The following is a 14,052-nucleotide window of genomic DNA, read 5'->3' as shown; positions in this document are numbered from 1 at the left end:
CGGGCATGGTAGCGGGCCGCTGCGGACCGGTGTTCGATGGGACTGACGGGACCATGGCAATGCGGTTACGCTGCGTGGACGGACGTCGACTGGAGGTACGAATGGGTCGCCCTGTCGGACGGAAAATGGCGGTGTGGGCGGTCTCGGCCGCCGTGGTGTCGGTGGGAGCGGCGGCACCGCCGTCGCCCGCCTCCGCACCGGACAAGGTCCCGGTGGCCGTCGGCTACGGCGGGGCCGTGGCGAGCGTCGACGCGGACGCCTCCGCCGCCGGGATCGAGGTTCTGAGAAAGGGCGGCAACGCGGTGGACGCTGCCGTCGCCACGGCCGCCGCGCTCGGCGTCACCGAGCCCTACTCCGCGGGCATCGGCGGAGGCGGCTACTTCGTCTACTACGACGCCAAGTCCCGCACGGTGCACACGATCGACGGCCGTGAGACGGCCCCGTTCACCGCGGACTCCGGCCTCTTCACGGAGAACGGCAAGCCGCTCTCCTTCACCGACGCGGTCAGCAGCGGCCTGAGCGTCGGCACCCCGGGCACCGCGGCCACCTGGCAGAAGGCGCTCGACGAGTGGGGCACCCGGCGGCTCGGCACGGTCCTGAAGCCGGCCGAACGCATAGCGCGCGACGGGTTCACCGTCGATGACACCTTCCGCTCCCAGACCGCGGCCAACGAGACCCGCTTCCGCTACTTCCCGGACACCGCCAGGCTGTTCCTGCCGGGCGGCGCGCTCCCCGCCGTCGGCTCCCGGTTCAAGAACCCGGACCTCGCCCGCACCTACGCGGAGCTGGGCAGGAAGGGCATCGGCGCCATCTACCACGGTGATCTGGGCGACGACATCGTCGCCACCGTGGAAAAGCCCCCGGTGGACCCGTCCTCGGGCTGGAACGCCCGCCCCGGCAAGCTGTCCGACAAGGATCTCGCGGCCTACCGGGCCAAGCTCCAGGCGCCCACCAAGACCTCGTACCGCGGCCTCGACGTCTACTCCATCGCACCGTCCTCCTCCGGCGGCACCACGGTCGGCGAGGCGCTCAACATCCTGGAGAAGACCGACCTCTCCAAGGCGAGCGAGGTGCAGTACCTGCACCACTTCATCGAGGCGAGCCGCATCGCCTTCGCCGACCGCGGCCGCTGGGTCGGCGACCCCGCCTTCGAGGACGTGCCCACCGAGGGACTGCTCTCCCAGAGGTACGCCGACTCCCGCGCCTGCCTGATCAAGGACGACGCGGTGCTCACCAGTCCGCTCGCGCCCGGCGACCCGCGCCACCCCGCGGCCTGCGGCGCCGGCGGAACGGCGGCCCCGACGACGTACGAGGGCGAGAACACCACCCATCTCACCGTCGCCGACAAGTGGGGCAACGTCGTCTCCTACACGCTCACCATCGAGCAGACCGGCGGCAGCGGCATGACGGTCCCGCACCGCGGCTTCCTCCTCAACAACGAGCTGACGGACTTCTCCTTCACCCCCGCCAACCCGGCCGTCCACGACCCCAACCTGCCCGGTCCGGGCAAGCGCCCCCGCTCCTCGATCTCGCCGACGATCGTGCTCGACAAGCAGAGCCGGCCGGTCGTCGCCCTCGGCTCGCCCGGCGGCGCGACCATCATCACCACCGTGCTGCAGACCCTGACCGAGTTCCTCGACCGGCATCTGCCGCTCGTCGACGCCATCGCCGCACCGCGTGCCAGCCAGCGCAACGCGGCGAGGACGGAACTCGAACCCGCCCTCTACAACAGCGACCTGCGGACCCGACTCGAGGCGATCGGGCACTCGTTCACGCTGAACCCGGAGATCGGCGCCGCCACCGGAGTGCAGCGGCTGCCCGGCGGCAAGTGGCTGGCCGCCGCCGAGAAGGTACGGCGCGGTGGCGGATCCGCGATGGTGGTGAACCCGGCGCCGTAACGGCCGGCGGGCGGCTCACTCGGGGCGGGCGGCCCCGTTCCCCTCGGGACGGGCCGTCTCGCCGCCCTGCACCGCGGGAGGCGGGCCGCCCTCACCCGAGGACCGGCCGGAGCCGCCCGCACCCGGCTGCGCGGCCCCGGCCTGCTCCCCGCGGACGGGCGGCTCCGGCCGGAAGAGCAGTTGTCCGTCCTCCGCGTCCACCTCGACCCGGCCGCCCCGTTCGATCCGGCCTTCCAGCAGCAGCCGGGACAGCTGGTTGTCGACCTCCCGTTGGATGGTCCGGCGCAGCGGGCGCGCCCCGTACTCCGGCTGGAAGCCGTGCCGTGCCAGCCAGTCGACGGCCCGCTCGGTGAAGGCGACCTCGATGTCCTGGGCCTGGAGCCGGCGCCGCGTCTTGTCGAGCATCAGGTCGGTGATCTGCCTCAGTTGCTCGGACGTCAGCTGGCGGAAGATCACGATCTCGTCGATGCGGTTCAGGAACTCGGGCCGGAAGTGCTGGCGCAGCGGACGCAGGATCTGCTCGCGGCGCGCCTCCTCGTCCGCCTCGGCGCCGCCCGCCCCGAACCCGATGCCGGCGCCGCGCCGGGTGATCAACTCGGAGCCGAGATTGCTCGTCATCACGATGACGGTGTTGGTGAAGTCCACCGTGCGGCCCTGGGCATCGGTGAGCCGGCCGTCGTCGAGGACCTGAAGCAGGATGTTGAAGACGTCCGGATGCGCCTTCTCGATCTCGTCGAGCAGCAGCAGCGAGTACGGATGCCGCCGCACCACCTCGGTGAGCTGGCCGGCCTCCTCGTGGCCCACGTACCCGGGCGGTGCGCCCACCAGGCGGCTGACGGTGTGGCGCTCCTGGTACTCGCTCATGTCCAGGCGGACCATGCGCTCCTCGCTGCCGAACAGCACCTCCGCGAGGGCGCGGGCCAGTTCCGTTTTGCCGACGCCCGTCGGGCCGAGGAAGAGGAAGCTGCCGATCGGCCGGTCGGGACTGGCCAGCCCGGCGCGCGAGCGCATCACCGCGTCGGCGACCACGCTGACCGCCTCGTTCTGCCCGATGACCCGCTCGTGCAGATGCTCCTCCAGACCGAGCAGTCGTTGCTTCTCCTCCTCGGTCAGCCGGCTCACCGGGATGCCGGTCAGCCGGGAGACCACCTCCGCGACGGCCTCGGTGGTGACCTCCAGGTGCTGGCCCTCGTCCGCCTCGGTCTCGCCGGAGGCCTCCCCGATCCGGTCCTTCAGCTTGGCGATGCGGTCGCGCAGCTGGGTGGCCTGCTCGTACTGCTCGTCGGCCACCGCCTGGTCCTTGTCCCGGGTGAGCTGCTCGACCTCGCGCTCCATGGCCCGTACGTCCGTGCCCTTGGTCCGGGCGCGCAGCCGCACCCGGGCGCCGGCCTGGTCGATGAGGTCGATGGCCTTGTCCGGCAGATGGCGGTCGGTGAGATAGCGGTCGGACAGCTCCACGGCGGCCACCAGCGCCTCGTCGGTGTAGCGGACCTGGTGGTGGGCCTCGTAGCGGTCGCGCAGCCCGCGCAGGATCTCGATGGCGTCCGGGACGGACGGCTCGGGGACCAGGATCGGCTGGAAGCGGCGGGCCAGCGCCGCGTCCTTCTCGATCCGGCGGTACTCCTCCAGCGTGGTGGCGCCCACGATGTGCAGTTCGCCGCGGGCCAGGGCGGGCTTGAGGATGTTGCCCGCGTCCATCGACCCGCCCTCCGTGCCGCCGCCGCCCGCGCCGACGACCGTGTGCAGCTCGTCGATGAAGATGATCAGCTCGTCGGAGTGCGCGCGGATCTCGCCCACGATGGTGGTGAGCCGCTCCTCGAAGTCGCCGCGGTAGCGGGTGCCGGCGACCACACCGGGCAGGTCCAGGGCGACCACCCGGCGGCCGAGCAGGACGTCCGGCACGTCCCCGTCGGCGATGCGCTGGGCGAGCCCCTCGACGATGGCGGTCTTGCCGACCCCCGCGTCACCGATGAGCACCGGGTTGTTCTTGCCGCGCCGGGAGAGCACCTCGATGGTCTGCTCGATCTCCTCGTCCCGCCCGATCACCGGGTCGATACGGCCCTGGCGCGCGAGGTCGGTCAGATCGCGGCCGTACTTGTCCAGGGTCGGCGTCGAGGCGGGGCGCGGCCGCTCCGGGCGCGCCTGGGTGGTGTCGGCCGTCTCGGGCGGCAGGGAGGGCGGCGCGAAGTGCGCCGAGTGCAGGATGTGCCCGGCGGCGGAGTCGGGGTTCGCGGCCAGGGCGGTGAGCACATGCTCGGGCCCGATGTAACCGGCGCCGCTCGACCGGGCCAGGTCGTGTGCGTCCAGCAGTGCCCGCTTGACGGCGGGGGTCAGCGAGAGCGACGTGGGGGGCGGGGCGTCCTCGGGGTGCTGGACCGGTCCGGAGCGCTGGTCGATCTCCGACGCCAGCGAGTCCGGGTCCGCGCCGGCCCGGCTCAGCAGGCTCCGGGTCGGTTCCGTGGCGAGCGCGGCGCGCAGCAGATGCTGGGTGTCGAGGTCGCGGGCACCGTGCTCGACGGCGTACCGCGCGGCGCCGGCGACCAGTTGGCGGGCGGGCTCGCTCAGCAGCCGGCCCAGGTCGATCTGGCGCGGACCCGGGCGCGGCCCACCGCCGAAGATGCGTCGGAAGAACTCTTGGAAGGGGTCCGAGCCGTAGCCCTGCGGACCGTTGTAGCCGCTGGTCATGGCCATCCGTTCCGGCGTCCCGGCGGGGCCCGGGACACGCTCGTTGATCGACGTGCCGGTGCCGGGTGCCCGGACGGGGCCCGGTTACACCTGTGGGGCGCGCGCGGCGCTCGTAGACCACGATGGCACGAACGCACTCCCGCGGCATGTCCAGGAACGGCGCGAGGCGTGGTGTGCGGCGCGCGTGTGCGCGCCTTGTCGCGGGCCTCGGCTTTCCGGGCCTCGGCCCTTGCTACGGGATCCACGGGACCGCTCTACGGGATCCACGGGACCGCTCTACGGGATCCAAGGGACCGTCCTAGGGGATCTACGGGGGCCCGTGAAGGGGGCGCGCATTTGGTGGTGCGCGCCCGGTGAGGGGAGCGCGCACGCGTCGTATGCGCTACGGCGGCGCGCTCTGCGGCCCGTCTGAAAACTCCTCGTAGCCGTCGCGTAACACAACTGGTGTTGTCTACCGGACCGGAGTACTCCAGTCGGGCGGGAGCTGGGCGATGGCTGTGGAACAACTCCCGGTGCAGGTCAGGGAGTTCGCGGACTACCTGAACGGGCTGCTGGCGCGGCTCGACCGGAACGACGGCTGGTGCGGGATATTCTGGCAGCGCGATCCCGATGGCATGCGGGCCTGCCTCGACGGCCTGGAGGTGCCTCCCTGGGACGTCGTGGAGGCGCTGCTTCAGGACGTCGCCGCGACCTACGGGTCCGTGAGCGCCGCCGGGGAGTCCGAGCGGGCGCGGGCGCTGCACCGCGCCTCGGTGGCCGCGTACGACGCCCGGCCGGGCGGCTGGGACGCCCTCGGCGACCGACTCGATGTGATGCTCCGGGAACAGCGCTACGCGGCCGAGCGGCAGGCGGAACTCGGCCGCCGCCTGGAGTCGGCGGCGACCCCGCAGGAGGCCGAGTCGCTCCGCGTCGACCTGGCCTGGGCCCGGGACGACCACGCCCGTGCCACGGCCCGCTCCGCGGAACTCCGCCGCCGTATGGCGGCCCTGGACCACCGGTCCCGGCGCCCGCCCGCGCGAGGCGCCCGGGCCTCGGGGACGCCCGGTGCGGCCCTCCGGGACGAGGCGCGCCCCGGCGACACGGCCGACCCGGGCACGGCGGCACCGTCCGGCCCCCACCCGTCCGCCGAGCACGCCGGGCCCCACCCCCCAGCCGCCCCTCAGGAGCCCGCCGCCGCGGACCCCGCCCCCTCCGCCAGGCAGCGCCCGAGGCGCCGCCCCCGGGGCAGTGCCCGGTTCGCCGGGGTGATGGACGTCCAGGAGGCGCCCACGGGCGCCGCCCCCGCCGCCGCGCTCGCGCCCGGACGCGGAGGCCCGCGCGGCGCCCGGTTCGCCGGAGCCGCGGACACCGGGACCGTGACGCCGCCGGCCGAGGAGCGCGCGGCGGAGCCCCTCGACCGGGCGGACCGGCGGATCACCGCGGACACCGTCGCCGCGCTCACCCGGCTGCGCGCCCAGGGCCGTAGCGGCGAGGCCCACGCCCTGCTCGTCGAGGCCGCCCACTGGCCCGCCGGCCGCTACCCCCTGCTCGCCGCCGAACTGCACCGCGCGGGACTCGGCGCCGACTGGACCACCCTGCTGTGGGAGGCCGCCTCCCTGCCCGCCGACCGCCTCGTGGCCGCCGCCGACGCGCTCACCGCCGCGGGCCGCACCGCGGACGGGGAGCAGATGCTGCGCCAGGGCGTCCTCCGCCCGGCGAGCGAGATCGGCGAGGCCGTGCTCGGACTGAGCGCGGACGGCCGGCACCGCGAGGTCCGCGCCCTCCTCGACGCCTATGTCCGCATGCGGACACCCGAGGAGGCGGCCCGCAGTGTCGCGGCGGATCCCGGACAGCTTCTGCCGCTGCTCCTCCAGGCGGCCCGGGGCGTCTCCGACGAGCGGCACTGGGACCTCGTCCACGCCTTGAGAGTCGCCGGATTCAGTGCCTGAGCGGCCCGCCGACAATCCGACCGTTTCACCCGCAGGGGTGCGAAACGTGATCGACTTCGCGGGTTGACGACGATGGTCTTGGCAAGGCCGTCCCGGAGGCTTACGTTCGAGCCTCTACCTCCTGTTCTACGGGCGTAGAGGCCCGCTGACGTCCTCACCGGGACTTGAGGCAAAGGAGCGGCATCATGGCCCACGTCGTACGCGCCGCACTGGTCCAGGCGACCTGGACCGGCGACACCGAATCCATGATCGACAAGCATGTGGCGCACGCCCGGGAGGCGGCCCGGCAGGGCGCGCAGGTCATCGGCTTCCAGGAAGTCTTCAACGCCCCCTACTTCTGCCAGGTCCAGGAGCCCGAGCACTATCGCTGGGCCGAGCCGGTGCCCGACGGGCCCACCATCACCCGGATGCGGGAACTGGCCCGCGAGACCGGCATGGTGATCGTCGTCCCCGTCTTCGAGATCGAGCAGTCCGGCCTCTACTTCAACACCGCCGCCGTGATCGATGCCGACGGCGGCTACCTGGGCAAGTACCGCAAGCACCACATCCCCCAGGTCAACGGCTTCTGGGAGAAGTACTACTTCAAGCCGGGCAACCTCGGCTGGCCCGTCTTCGACACCGCGGTCGGCAAGGTCGGCGTGTACATCTGCTACGACCGCCACTTTCCGGAGGGCTGGCGCCAACTGGGCCTCAATGGAGCGCAGTTGGTCTACAACCCCTCCGCCACCTCGCGGGGTCTGTCGGCCTACCTCTGGCAGTTGGAACAGCCCGCGGCCGCCGTCGCCAACGAGTACTTCATCGCCGCGATCAACCGCGTGGGCCGCGAGGAGTACGGCGACAACGACTTCTACGGCACGAGCTACTTCGTCGACCCCCGAGGGCAGTTCGTGGGGGACGTCGCCGACGACAAGGAGGAGGAACTGGTCGTCCGGGACCTCGACTTCGACCTCATCGAGGAAGTGCGGCAGCAGTGGGCGTTCTACCGGGACCGCCGCCCCGACGCGTACGAAGGACTGGTGAAGCCGTGAGCGACCTGTACGCCCGCCACCGGGCCGTCCTGCCCGAGTGGCTCGCGCTCTACTACGAGGACCCCCTGGAGATCACCCACGGCGAGGGCCGCCATGTCTGGGACGCCGACGGCAGGAAGTACCTGGACTTCTTCGGCGGGATCCTCACCACCATGACCGCGCACGCGCTGCCCGAGGTCACCAAGGCGGTGAGCGAGCAGACCGGGCGGATCATCCACACCTCCACCCTCTACCTCAACCGCCCCATGGTCGAACTGGCCGAGCGGATCGCCCAGCTGAGCGGCATCCCGGACGCCCGAGTCTTCTTCACCACGTCCGGCACCGAGGCCAACGACACCGCGCTGCTGCTCGCGACCACCTACCGGCGCAGCAACCAGATCATCGCGATGCGCAACAGCTACCACGGCCGCTCGTTCAGCTCGGTCGGCATCACCGGCAACCGTGGCTGGTCCCCCACCTCGCTGTCACCGCTCGGGACCCTGTACGTCCACGGGGGCGTCCGCACCCGCGGACCCTTCGCCCACCTGAGCGATGCGGACTTCATCGCGGCCTGCGTCGAGGACCTGAAGGACCTGCTCGGGCAGGGCCGGCCGCCCGCCGCGCTGATCGCCGAGCCCATCCAGGGCGTCGGCGGCTTCACCTCCCCGCCCGACGGCTTGTACGCGGCCTTCCGGGACGTGCTCCGGGAGCACGGCATCCTGTGGATCGCCGACGAGGTGCAGACCGGCTGGGGCCGCACCGGCGACCACTTCTGGGGCTGGCAGGCGCACGGGCAGAGCGGGCCTCCGGACCTCCTCACCTTCGCCAAGGGGATCGGCAACGGCATGTCCATCGGCGGGGTCGTCGCCCGGGCCGAGATCATGAACTGCCTGGACGCCAACTCCATCTCGACGTTCGGCGGCACCCAGATCACCATGGCCGCGGGGCTCGCGAACCTCACCTATCTGCTGGAGCACGATCTCCAGGGCAACGCCCGGCGGGTCGGGGGGCTGCTCATCGAGCGGCTGCGGGCCGTCGCCGCACAGCTCCCGGTCGTCCGGGAGGTGCGCGGGCGCGGCCTGATGATCGGTGTCGAGTTGGTCAGGCCCGGCACCGACGAGGCCGACCCGGACGCGGCGGCCGCCGTGCTCGAGGCCGCCCGCGCGGGCGGCCTCCTGATCGGCAAGGGCGGCGGGCACAACACCAGCGCCCTGCGCATCGCCCCGCCGCTCACCCTCACCGTCGTGGAGGCCGAGGAGGGCGCGGCGATCCTCGAACGGGCCCTGAGAAGCGTCCGGTGACCACCCGGCGACCCCCCGCCACCACGACAGCGTCGTCATGAGGTGTCTTCGTCGATAACCCGAGCAAGGGAACCTCGCCATGACCAGCGCCCTGGAACCCGCCCTGTCGGTCCGCCAGGTCCTCACCCTGGACCGGGTGCTCGCCGGAGAGCCCGAGGTGGTCGCCGCCGCCGGGCACCTCGACCGGCCGGTGCGCTGGGTGCACGTCGCCGAGGCACCCGATGTCGGAGTGATGCTCAGCGGCGGCGAGATGGTGCTCACCACCGGAGTGCTGCTCGCCGGTGACACCGAGAAGCAGGCCGAGTACATCCGGTCCCTGCACCGCGCGGAGGCCGCGGCCGTCGTCCTCGGACTCGGCCGCGCCTTCCCCACGCCCCCGGACGTGATGCGCCGGGCCGCCGAGCGCTGCGGACTGCCCCTGGTGGTCCTGCACCGGCCCTTCCCCTTCGCCGAACTCACCGAGGAGGTCCAGTCCCGGCTGGTGCGGCGCAAGTTCGCGGCCGTGAGCCTGTCGGAGGCCGTCCGTACGGCCCTGACGGGACTCATCACCGCGGGCGTTCCGCTCCAGCGGCTGCTCGACGAGATCGCCGTGCACGCCGGCTGTCCCGTGATCCTCACCAACCTGGCCCACCGGGTGCTCGCCACCGCGGGGGAGCGGCCCGCCGTCGACGATGTGCTGCGCGACTGGGAGCGCATCGCCCGGCAGGCGGGCGGCAGCGAGGGCGACGGCTGGGTCCGCGCCGAGCTGGGCGGGCGCGGCGAGCGCTGGGGCAGGATCGTGCTGTGCGGCTACCGCGGCGACAGCCCCATCGGGCGCCTGCTCGCCGAGCGCGCGGCCGAGGCCCTGGTGCTGCACCGCATGCTCGGCGGCGCGGCGCACTCCTGGGAGGAGCAGTCCGCGCAGAGCCTGCTGACCGATCTCGTCTCCGGGGTCGTCCCGGCCCGCCAGCTGCTGCCGCGGGCCAGGGCGGCCGGACTCCCCGTCAACCGCCGTGCCTTCGTCCCCCTCGTCGTGCGCGGTGGTGAACCGGCCGGACTCGTCCGCGTCCTGCGGCTGCTGGGGCTGTCCGGACTCGTCGCGGAACTCGCCGACGGGGCCACCGCCGTCCTGCTCAGCCTCGCCCGGGACCAGGACGCCGAGGCGCTGACCGCGCACCTCGCCGCCCGGCTGCGGACCGAGTCCGACGCCCTCGGGACGGTCGTCGCGGCGGCCGACGCGCGTACCGCCTGGGAGGACGTGCCCGCGGGCCTGCGCGAGGCCCGGCACGTGGCCGACGCCGTCACCGGTCACTCCGCCGCCCAGGACCTGCCGGCCGTCGTACGGCTGAAGGATGTCCATCTGCGCGGCCTGATCCGGCTGTTGCGGGACGACCCGCAGGTGCAGTCCTTCGCCGAACGGGAGCTGGACGGGCTGCTCGGCGGATGCGACGCCGAGCAGGAGCTGCTGCCCGTGCTGCGAACCTATCTGGCCACCGGCCGCAACAAGTCCCGCACCGCCCAGCTGCACCACGTCAGCAGGCCCGCCCTCTACCGCCGTCTGGAGGCCATACAGGCCCGTCTCGGGGTCGACCTCGACGACTTCGAACAGGCCGCCTCCGTGCACATCGCGTTGCTCGCGCACGACGCCCAACACGGGTGAGACACCATGGGAACACACCGGAAACCAACGCGCACGGGCCGGGGTGACACCGTGGAACGCGGTGCGCCGCCAGACGTGACACGGTGCAACTCAACCCGGACCTCCCGCCTTCCTAGGCTCGCCGCACACCGAGCGACCGGAGGTCCCGATGAGCAGAGTGATCCGTGCCGCCGTCTTCCAGACCGCCTGGACGGGCGACAAGGAATCGATGATCCAGGTCCACGAGCAGGCGGCCCGCGACGCGGCCGCGCAGGGTGCTCAGGTCCTGTGCTTCCAGGAGCTGTTCTACGGGCCCTACTTCTGCCAGGTCCAGGACCCGGCGTTCTACGAGTACGCCGAGCGGATCCCGGACGGCCCCGTCGTCAAGCGCTTCCAGGCGCTGGCGAAGGAACTGGGCATCGTCCTCGTGCTTCCCATGTACGAGGAGGAGCAGCCCGGCGTGCTCTACAACACCGCCGCGGTGATCGACGCGGACGGCTCCTACCTCGGCAAGTACCGCAAGACCCACATCCCGCAGGTGAAGGGCTTCTGGGAGAAGTTCTACTTCCGCCCGGGCAACTCCGGCTGGCCCGTCTTCGACACCAGGGCCGGCCGCATCGGCGTCTACATCTGCTACGACCGCCACTTCCCGGAGGGCTGGCGGGCCCTCGGGCTCGCGGGCGCGGAGATCGTGTTCAACCCGTCGGCCACCTCCCGCGGCCTGTCCGGCTATCTGTGGCAGCTGGAGCAGCCGGCCGCGGCCGTCGCCAACGAGTACTTCGTGGGCGCCATCAACCGGGTGGGTGTCGAGGAGCTGGGCGACAACGACTTCTACGGGACCTCGTACTTCGTGGACCCGGAGGCGCAGTTCGTCGGCGAGGTGGCGAGCGACAAGGAGACCGAGCTGGTCGTGCGCGACCTGGACCTGGCGAAGCTGCGGGAGGTGCGCGACCGCTGGCAGTTCTACCGGGACCGGGCACCGGGCGCCTACGGGCCGCTGACCGCTCCCTGACCGGCATCGGGTCCGCCGGTCCGGCCGGGCGCCGGGCGGGCCGGCGGCCACGGCCGTCCCGCACGGCAGCCACGACAGCAGTGTTGACCACGCCAGGTAAGGGAGCAGAGGCAGCATGAGCAGCCGTACCGTCATCCGCGGTGGCCTCGTCGTCACCGCGTCCGACGAGATCCATGCCGACGTCCTGATCGAGGACGGCCGTATCGCCGCCCTCGCCGCGTCCGGCACCCCGGCCGCCGCGGCCTTCACGGCCGAGCGGACCATCGACGCCACCGGCAGGTATGTGATCCCGGGCGGCGTCGACGCCCACACTCATATGGAGCTGCCGTTCGGCGGCACCTTCGCCTCCGACACCTTCGAGACCGGCACCCGGGCCGCCGCCTGGGGCGGCACGACCACCATCGTCGACTTCGCGGTGCAGAGCGTCGGCCGTACCCTGCGCGAGGGCCTGGACGCCTGGCACGCCAAGGCCGAGGGCAACTGCGCCATCGACTACGGCTTTCACATGATCGTCTCCGACGTCAACCCGGAGACGTTGAAGGAGATGGATCTGCTGGTCGAGGAGGGCGTCACCTCCTTCAAGCAGTTCATGGCGTATCCGGGCGTCTTCTACAGCGACGACGGGCAGATCCTTCGGGCGATGCAGCGCTCCGCCGAGAACGGCGGACTGATCATGATGCACGCCGAGAACGGCATCGCGATCGACGTGCTGGTCGAGCAGGCGCTGGCCCGCGGCGAGACCGACCCGCGCTACCACGGTGAGGTCCGCAAGGCCCTGCTTGAGGCCGAGGCCACCCACCGCGCCATCAAGCTCGCCCAGGTCGCCGGGGCGCCCCTCTACGTGGTGCACGTCTCGGCGCAGGAGGCAGTCGCCGAACTGACCCGGGCGCGCGACGAGGGGCTCAACGTCTTCGGCGAGACCTGCCCCCAGTATCTGTTCCTGTCCACCGACAACCTCGCCGAGCCCGACTTCGAGGGCGCCAAGTATGTGTGCTCGACACCCCTGCGGCCCAAGGAGCACCAGGCGGCCCTGTGGCGTGGCCTGCGCACCAACGACCTCCAGGTGGTCTCCACCGACCACTGCCCCTTCTGCTTCGTGGGACAGAAGGAGCTGGGCCGGGGCGACTTCTCCAGGATCCCCAACGGTCTGCCGGGCGTCGAGAACCGTATGGACCTGCTGCACCAGGCCGTCGTCGACGGGCATATCTCCCGCCGACGCTGGATCGAGATCGCCTGCGCCACCCCGGCCCGGATGTTCGGCCTGTACCCGAAGAAGGGCACCATCGCCCCGGGCGCGGACGCGGACATCGTCATCTACGACCCGCACGCCGAGCAGGTGATGTCGGCGAAGACGCACCACATGAACGTCGACTACTCGGCGTACGAGGGCAGGCACACCACCGGCCGGGTCGAGACCGTTCTCTCGCGTGGCGAACCCGTCATCACGGAGCGGGAGTTCACCGGACACGCCGGGCACGGCGTCTACACCCCCCGCTCCACCTGTCAGTACCTCAACTAGGAGTGGCGCTCATGGACTTCGGACTCGTCCTCCAGACCGACCCGCCCGCCTCGCGGGTCGTCAGCCTGATGAAGAGAGCCGAACGCAACGGCTTCGGCTACGGCTGGACCTTCGACTCGGCCGTGCTGTGGCAGGAACCGTTCGTGATCTACAGCCAGATTCTGGCGAACACCCGGAAGCTGACGGTCGGCCCCATGGTGACCAACCCGGGCACCCGCACCTGGGAGGTCACGGCCTCCACCTTCGCCACCCTCAACGACATGTTCGGCAACCGCACGGTCTGCGGCATCGGCCGCGGCGACTCCGCCATGCGCGTGGCCGGCCGCAAACCCAACACCCTGGCCCGGATCAGCGAGGCCATGAAGGTCATCCGGGCGCTGGGCCGCGGCGAGGAGGCCGACCTCGGCGGCGGCACGGTCGTCAAGTTCCCGTGGATCAAGCCCGGCGCCCGACTGCCGGTGTGGATGGCCGCGTACGGCCCGAAGGCGCTGAAGATGACCGGCGAGGAGGCCGACGGCTTCATTCTCCAGCTCGCGGACCTCTATCTGACCGAGTACATGGTCAAGGCAGTGAAGGACGCGGCGGTGGCGGCCGGCCGTGACCCCTCCGACGTCACGATCTGCGTGGCCGCCCCCGCGTATGTCACCGAGGACGACTCGCCCGAGGCGCTTGCCCACGCGCGGGAGCAGTGCCGCTGGTTCGGCGGCATGGTCGGCAACCACGTCGCCGACCTCGTCTCGAAGTACGGGGCGCACTCCGCCGCCGTACCCGACGCGCTCACCGACTACATCAAGGCCCGGGAGGGCTACGACTACGCGCACCACGGGCGCAGCGGCAACCCCGACACCCGGTTCGTGCCCGACGAGATCGTGGACCGGTTCTGTGTGATCGGCCCGGTCGAGAAGCACATCGAGAAACTCCTCGCGCTGCGTGAGCTCGGCGTCGACCAGTTCGCCCTCTACGACATGCACGACGCGCAGGAGGCCGTCATCGACGCCTACGGGTCTCAGGTCATCCCGGCGGTCAACGGCTAGTCCACGGAGGATCCTCGGGATCCCCCCTCCCCGCTCGTCCCCTTCCCGCT

Annotated in this window: 9 protein-coding genes; 8 read left to right on the top strand and 1 reads right to left on the bottom strand. The window is 71.9% G+C overall.

The window, feature by feature from the left end; translation table 11 throughout:
• Positions 1-101 precede the first annotated feature (101 nt).
• Positions 102-1,898 (top strand): gamma-glutamyltransferase, encoded by a 1,797-nt coding sequence (gene ggt / locus ACIP94_RS11810; RefSeq protein WP_402423170.1) that lies wholly within the window; start codon positions 102-104, stop codon positions 1,896-1,898.
• A gap of 15 nt (positions 1,899-1,913) precedes the next feature.
• Here the strand turns inward: ggt and ACIP94_RS11805 are convergent, their stop codons facing one another.
• Entirely contained in the window at positions 1,914-4,583 is a 2,670-nt protein-coding gene (locus ACIP94_RS11805; RefSeq protein ID WP_402424223.1) for an ATP-dependent Clp protease ATP-binding subunit, read from the bottom strand.
• A 491-nt stretch (positions 4,584-5,074) separates the two neighbouring features.
• Here ACIP94_RS11805 and ACIP94_RS11800 point away from each other — a divergent pair, with 491 nt between their 5' ends.
• The 7 genes from ACIP94_RS11800 to ACIP94_RS11770 all read left to right on the top strand — a co-directional run bounded on the left by ACIP94_RS11800 (position 5,075) and on the right by ACIP94_RS11770 (position 14,002).
• Positions 5,075-6,511, top strand: a complete 1,437-nt coding sequence (locus ACIP94_RS11800) for a hypothetical protein (RefSeq protein WP_402423167.1) — start codon at positions 5,075-5,077, stop codon at positions 6,509-6,511.
• A 185-nt stretch (positions 6,512-6,696) separates the two neighbouring features.
• Positions 6,697-7,539 carry a nitrilase-related carbon-nitrogen hydrolase gene (locus ACIP94_RS11795; RefSeq protein WP_402423164.1) on the top strand — a complete coding sequence of 281 codons (843 nt, stop codon included), beginning with the start codon at positions 6,697-6,699 and terminating at the stop codon, positions 7,537-7,539.
• On the top strand, positions 7,536-8,819 hold the full coding sequence (locus tag ACIP94_RS11790) for an aspartate aminotransferase family protein (protein WP_402423161.1): 1,284 nt from the start codon (positions 7,536-7,538) through the stop codon (positions 8,817-8,819). Before ACIP94_RS11795 ends, ACIP94_RS11790 begins: the two co-directional genes overlap by 4 nt.
• A gap of 79 nt (positions 8,820-8,898) precedes the next feature.
• Positions 8,899-10,458, top strand: coding sequence for a PucR family transcriptional regulator (locus ACIP94_RS11785; RefSeq protein WP_402423158.1), 1,560 nt, complete (start codon positions 8,899-8,901; stop codon positions 10,456-10,458).
• Between the two features lie 148 nt (positions 10,459-10,606).
• Positions 10,607-11,449 (top strand): nitrilase-related carbon-nitrogen hydrolase, encoded by an 843-nt coding sequence (locus ACIP94_RS11780; protein WP_402423155.1) that lies wholly within the window; start codon positions 10,607-10,609, stop codon positions 11,447-11,449.
• Between the two features lie 115 nt (positions 11,450-11,564).
• A complete protein-coding gene (gene hydA / locus ACIP94_RS11775; RefSeq protein ID WP_402423153.1) occupies positions 11,565-12,968 on the top strand; it encodes a dihydropyrimidinase in 1,404 nt (467 codons plus the stop codon).
• A gap of 11 nt (positions 12,969-12,979) precedes the next feature.
• Positions 12,980-14,002 carry a TIGR03842 family LLM class F420-dependent oxidoreductase gene (locus ACIP94_RS11770; RefSeq protein WP_402423150.1) on the top strand — a complete coding sequence of 341 codons (1,023 nt, stop codon included), beginning with the start codon at positions 12,980-12,982 and terminating at the stop codon, positions 14,000-14,002.
• The last annotated feature ends 50 nt before the right edge of the window (positions 14,003-14,052 follow it).

The sequence above is a fragment of the Streptomyces sp. NPDC093261 genome, from assembly GCF_044753645.1.
Classification (GTDB): Bacteria; Actinomycetota; Actinomycetes; order Streptomycetales; family Streptomycetaceae; genus Streptomyces.
The sequence above is the reverse complement of the archived record's forward strand: the minus strand, read 5'-3'. Positions and strand labels throughout refer to the sequence as shown.